General features: G+C 33.6%; 7 protein-coding genes. All 7 read right to left on the reverse strand.

Going from position 1 to position 6290, the window contains the following annotated elements; genetic code table 11:
* Positions 1-30 precede the first annotated feature (30 nt).
* Positions 31-1692, reverse strand: a complete 1662-nt coding sequence (locus SOY52_RS02910) for a formate--tetrahydrofolate ligase (RefSeq protein ID WP_320847483.1) — start codon at positions 1690-1692, stop codon at positions 31-33.
* 38 nt (positions 1693-1730) lie between these two features.
* Positions 1731-2558 (reverse strand): 4Fe-4S binding protein, encoded by an 828-nt coding sequence (locus tag SOY52_RS02915; RefSeq protein ID WP_320847484.1) that lies wholly within the window; start codon positions 2556-2558, stop codon positions 1731-1733.
* Complete coding sequence (locus SOY52_RS02920; RefSeq protein WP_320847485.1) at positions 2555-2692, reverse strand: CD1871A family CXXC motif-containing protein; 138 nt, start codon at positions 2690-2692, stop codon at positions 2555-2557. Before SOY52_RS02920 ends, SOY52_RS02915 begins: the two co-directional genes overlap by 4 nt.
* A gap of 26 nt (positions 2693-2718) precedes the next feature.
* Entirely contained in the window at positions 2719-3303 is a 585-nt protein-coding gene (locus SOY52_RS02925; RefSeq protein WP_320847486.1) for a hypothetical protein, read from the reverse strand.
* A gap of 684 nt (positions 3304-3987) precedes the next feature.
* Positions 3988-5079 (reverse strand): PTS transporter subunit EIIC, encoded by a 1092-nt coding sequence (locus SOY52_RS02930; protein WP_320847487.1) that lies wholly within the window; start codon positions 5077-5079, stop codon positions 3988-3990.
* A 1-nt stretch (position 5080) separates the two neighbouring features.
* A complete protein-coding gene (gene murQ, locus SOY52_RS02935) occupies positions 5081-5983 on the reverse strand; it encodes an N-acetylmuramic acid 6-phosphate etherase (protein ID WP_320847488.1) in 903 nt (300 codons plus the stop codon).
* Position 5984: 1 nt separating this feature from the next.
* The coding region (locus SOY52_RS02940) for a hypothetical protein (RefSeq protein ID WP_320847489.1) at positions 5985-6290 on the reverse strand (306 nt) is incomplete at its 5' end.

The following is a 6290-nucleotide window of genomic DNA, read 5'->3' on the forward strand; positions in this document are numbered from 1 at the left end:
ATCTAATGTATGCCATAAAGTACCTCCAACTTAGAATAATCCTGTAATAACACCACTATCTGTAATATCCATATTATTAGCAGCAGGTACCTTTGCAAGACCAGGCATCGTCATAATATCACCTGCATATGCAACAATAAAGCCAGCCCCTGCTGATACCCTAATATCTCTAATATGGATGGTAAAATCACTTGGAGCACCTAGCTTCTTCTGGTCATCAGAGAGTGAATACTGAGTTTTTGCAATACAAACAGGGTAAGCGGCATAACCTTCTTTTTCAGCTTTCTTAAGCTTAGTAATAACACCTGGAGCAAATTCAACACCATTTGCACCATAGATTCTCTTAGCAACAGCTTCAATCTTAGCTTTAAGAGGAACATCATCACTATAGGTAAAATGTAATTCACCCTTTGTGTTATCAAGGATATCGATTAGGCTATCAGCAAGCTCAAGACCACCGTTACCACCATTTGACCAAACATCAGCAAATGATGCCTTAACTCCCTTTGTTGCACAATACTCATTAATTAAAGCTGTCTCAGCTTCACTATCACTAACAAAGTGGTTAATTGCTACAGTTACTGGAACATTCCAAACACTCTTAATGTTATCAATATGCTTTCCAAGGTTAGAAAGACCATTTGAAAGGGCTTCAAGGTTTTCAAGTCCTAAATTCTCTTTTTCTACTCCACCATGGAATTTAAGAGCTCTAACAGATGCAACTAAGACAATTGCATCAGGAGCTAATCCTGTGAGTCTACACTTAATATCAATAAACTTTTCTGCACCTAAATCAGCGCCAAAACCTGCTTCAGTAACAACAATATCAGAAAGCTTTAATGCAGTCTTTGTTGCAATTACACTATTACAACCATGTGCAATATTTGCAAATGGTCCAAGGTGAACGAATGCAGGAGTTCCTTCTAAGGTTTGAACTAAATTAGGCTTTAAAGCGTCTTTTAGTAAAATTGAGACAGCACCTACTCCATTAATATCCTTAAGCTTTACCTCTTCACCAGAATAGGTTCTTGCTAAAACAAGTCTTGAAAGACGTTCCTTTAAATCTGAAATATCTGTTGCAAGACAGCAAGTTGCCATTATCTCACTTGCAGCTGTAATCTGGAAACCATCTTCTCTAGGGCATCCATTACTCTTTCCACCAAGGCCAGAAATGATAGACCTTAGCTGTCTATCATTCATATCCATACAGCGCTTCCAAGTTACAGTTCTTGGATCAATATTCAATGGGTTTCCTTGCATTATTGAGTTATCAAGTAAAGCGGCAATTAAGTTATTAGCTGCAGTAATAGCATGGATATCACCTGTGAAGTGAAGGTTAATATCTTCCATTGGTACGACCTGTGCATAGCCACCACCAGCAGCACCACCTTTAACACCAAAAACAGGTCCAAGTGATGGTTCTCTTAAAGCAAGAGCTACTTTTTTTCCTCTCTTTGAAAGAGCATCAGCAAGTCCAATAGAGATGGTAGTCTTACCCTCTCCCGCTGGAGTTGGGTTAATAGCTGTTACTAAAACAAGCTTACCCTTCTTTTCACTGTTAATCTTGGTGTAATCGATCTTAGCTTTGTAGCGACCATAGTTTTCAATTAACTCACTACCAATTCCAAGCTTTGAGGCAATATCCTCAATTTTTTTCATTTCGATACTATTTGCAATTTCTATGTCTGTCATGGGCAAATAATAATCATATGAATAAGTTGATGCAATATTCAAACTTCTATTTTAATAGCATCATGTTTACAAGCTGAAACACAATCAAAACAGCGAATACACTCTAAACTTTTACTATCTTTATATACACTAATATCCATCGGGCATACACTTTGACACTTAGTGCACCTTGTGCACTTAGTGTTATCAACTTTTAAATGGACAACACTAATTGGGTTAAAAAAGCTATAAAGTGCACCAAGTGGACAAACATACTTACAAAATGGTCTTGAATACTTAATACTTAAGAAAATAACTAGTACTAGTATTGTTCCTTTAATAAAGAATCTTGAACCAATTAAAGACCTAAGTGAAGGTGAAATAAGGGTCAAGGGAATTGCACCAAATAGCATTCCTGATGGACATATATATTCACAGAAAAACGGAGATGAAATTCCATTTTCATCAAGTAAAATTATAGGCAATAACAATACACATAATAGTAGAATTAAATATTTTAAATACTTTAGAACACGATGGTATTTTAAATTCTTTTTTTTATTCTTAATTGGGATTTTATATAGTAAACGTTGAATAAGTCCAAAAGGGCAAATCCACCCACACACAGCTCTACCAAAGAGTGTTCCTATTAAAAAAAGGAATCCTAAAACGTATAAAGAAATATTAAAACCAGCTTTAGTTGATACAGCTTGTAATGCCCCAATTGGACAAGAAAATAGTGCACCAGGACAGGAATAGCAATTTAATCCAGGATGGCAAAACTTCTTTAAACCACCTTTATAAATTTTTGCACTTTGAAACCCCTTTAAATATCCATTTGAAAGTGCAAAAGTTAAGCATTGCACAAATAATCTTAGTTTTCTCATTTTCCAAGACCTATACACTCAAGACAAATCATTATTGCCTTATTGTAGATAATATCAACTTCATTTCTTGCTATTCCAAGTAAAATAAAGGAAATGCTTAATACAATGAAAAAACCAACAACCAACTTCTTCATACTTAAGAATATTAAACCATAAATACTTACAAAATGGTATTAAGCTTATACTCTTCTCTTATATTACTTTTCTTAATATAAGGTAAAAGGCGCTGCATCATATTTGACTTTCCGACATTTTCATTAAGTGCCCATCCAGGAAATTCTTCACTCATCCAGCTAAGCATAGCTTCTTGTACCCTACTCTTCATCCAGTTTTCACCAATAATTACACCATTAGGAGAGATATAGTCTTCAAGTAACTCATAAAACATAATATCCATAGGAAGAGTCCTCATGGTTGATGGATACCCATCAAGACAAAGTAATAGATAGTTATTTGATTTAAAAACATCTGTAACACAATGGCGTAATATTGTCTCATGCCTTAATGTAGATGATAGAAATTCTTTTACATCATCGACACATTTAAGTGGCTTTTCAAAGGTATTATCAAATGTGAATATTACACCTGGTAAATCTGATGAGTTTTCATTAAATAGTTTAAAGTACCTTAAAGCAAAAGCACATAACATAGGGCACTTTAATTCACTTTTTCCAAAATCAGGAATAAATACTCCATTACTCTCAATGCTATCAAGCACTGAAGCATGCTGTATAGTCCAATACATTCTAGTTCCCCTGTTTTTGAAGACCCAAAATTTTCCGGATTTTCCTTCAATTATATTTTAACACTCATTTTCGATACTGTTAATAGCTACAAATATTTAAAATAAAAATAATTAAAAAAACTATACGACTTTTGATTCTTTAATTATATTATATGTAGGAGCTTTCCTCTTCCCCCTCCAACCGATAAAACATATTTATAAAATCCTATAACAATAACTAATGAGGAAAGCTCTTTTTTTATCAGGAAAAATATTATTAATGAATTTCTATATCTATGGCTAAGCATTATCTGATTTAGAATAACGCTTTCCCCTATTTTTGCACATTTTGTTTAAAACGATACATGTTTGAAAAAATAGCTAACTACAACGATTAGCTATTCTTTTCTTTTTTGCTCTTGGCAAAGTTTATCTTTTACAATTTTTACACACTCTAGTTATCCAGCAATATAATAATTTCTATAGAGACTTCAATTATTCCTCAACATTAAAATATTCTACATTACCATCAATAAAGCTTACACCCATATAAAAAGGGTATAATGAGTATAATAAAATAAAAAACTTAAAATTGCGTTTAATATCTCTATTAGTCGTTTGTTTTATTGAGTAAGAGATTTATCAAGATAACTAAGATTATTTATTTTATCTTTTGAAAATGTTTTACCATTATTCTAATTTTTGCTATAAATCTTTTTCTTTAATAATAAATAGCGAAAGAATAAAGCCAAAAGTAGCACTAATAATTAATCCTAAAAGATAAATAAACATTGAATAAATAGGACCTTTTGGACCATCCATCATAAATAAAGCTAATATTCCTGATGGGCCCCACCCTGTTGATACAATATTAAAGCACTTAATTACAGCACCACCGATACCAGCACCTAAACAGGAAGATATGAATGCTTTAGGATGAGGTAAGGTAACGGTGTAAATAAGAGGTCCAGCAACCCCCATTGTCCCTGGAATTGCTGCAGAAAATGCTATATTTGATAACTTATGATTCTTTACCCTTCGTGATATAAACCATATTGCAAGTCCTGCTCCTACTTGACCTGCACCAGCCATAGCGAAGACTGGATAAAGTGTGATAAAGCCATATTTTTCTAACTGTATTGGATATAGTGCAATTATTCCATGCTGCAGTCCAGCAACATTAATTGGTAAAAAGATAGCAGAAGCAATAAAGCCAACTATTATGTTCATTGCTAAAGAATCAGTAAAGCTTACTTTATCCATTATTAAGCAAAGGAATGAAGATATAGAACCTGCAATAGGCATTATAATTAATACATATGGTAATACTGTTAGTATCATTGCTATCAAAGGGGTTAGCACCATATTTAAAGTTGGTATCATGTGTTTTTTTATAAACTTTTCAATGTTTGAAAGAATATAGGAACCAATAAAAGCGGCTATTACACCTCCAGTTCCTTGGTATAAAATTGAGGATAAATTCAAAATACTTGAAATTTGATCAATTTCACCCAATATTGTCATCATTCCAAGCATTCCTCCAAGAATTGGAGTACCTCCAAATCTTTTAGTTGCAAGGTACCCAATCCAAAGAGTTAAAAAGGGTGTAAATGAGTTGTTAACCAACAAAAGAAGATGATAAATCAAAGCTAATGCTTTAATATCCTCAATTTGAGGAACAACTTGAGATAAAAGATTTGCTAATCCCAATGAGAGACCAGCAACAATGAAAGCTGGAATAGTGGGATTAAAAACATCTGCTAATGCATCAAATGCAGCTTTAATCCTTTTATTCATATTACTTTGCAATATCAAGAACTCTTGATATATGTCCTTCTGCTTTATTGAGTAAAGAAACTGCTTCGGTTTTATTACTATTTGTTAATACCATAACAATTGCTGTTTTAACATGTCCATCGGCAGCCTCTAAAACCTTTTTAGCCATCTCACGGTCAATGCCAGTAACTTCCATTAAGATATTTTGTGCTCTAACCTTCAATTTTTCATTTGTCTGCATGACATCTACCATTAGGTTTTCATAGCACTTTCCAATACCTACCATGGAAGCGGTACTAATCATATTCAATATTAGCTTTTGAGCAGTTCCAGCCTTTAGACGTGTTGAACCTGTTAATACCTCAGGGCCAACTAAAACTTCTATTTTCTTTTTTGCAATCTTGCCAATTTCAGATGATAAATTACAAGAAATAGAAGCTGTATTACAGCCAATTGAATTAGCATATTCAAGACCTCCAATTACATAAGGAGTTCTACCACTAGCAGCAATTCCAATAACCACATCCTTTTTTGTTAAGTTGTGCTCTATTAAATCCATTTTGCCTAATTCAACACTATCTTCAGCACCCTCAATAGCTTTGATAAATGCTTTTTCGCCTCCAGCAATTAACCCAACTACCATATCTGGTGAAACCCCAAAGGTTGGAGGACACTCTGCAGCATCTAATACGCCTAAACGACCAGAAGTACCTGCGCCCATATAAATAATCCTTCCTCCTTGTTTTAAAGAAGCAACACACCAATCAACTACTTCAGCAATAACAGGCAAGACTTCATGAATAGCCTTAGGAACATTTGAGTCCTCTCTATTCATCTCACTAATAATCTCGAGTGATGTCATCTTACTCAATCCCATAGTTGTCTTATTACGTGTCTCTGTAGTCATATGAGAGAGATCAATCATTTTAAAGCTCCTTTTTTACTTTCTTCATAGAAAGCATTAATGCACCTGTAGCTGCATCATTTATACTATCACGATAAGTAATAGAACTATCAGTTTCTTCTATTACTTTTAACAAAGCCCTTCTAAATGGAGTATCCTTATCGATAAGACCTCCAAAAAAAGATACATAAGCACTAGATAGCTTTAACCTTTTTCTTACTCCAGAAAGAGCAAGGGAAAGAGCCTTTGCATTAGAATTAATAATATCTTTAGCAACTTCATCATTTTCAAAATAAGCTAAATCTACTAATGGTGAAATTGCACCAAT

Source organism: Bullifex sp., from assembly GCF_034103065.1.
Classification (GTDB): domain Bacteria; phylum Spirochaetota; class Spirochaetia; order Sphaerochaetales; family Sphaerochaetaceae; genus Bullifex.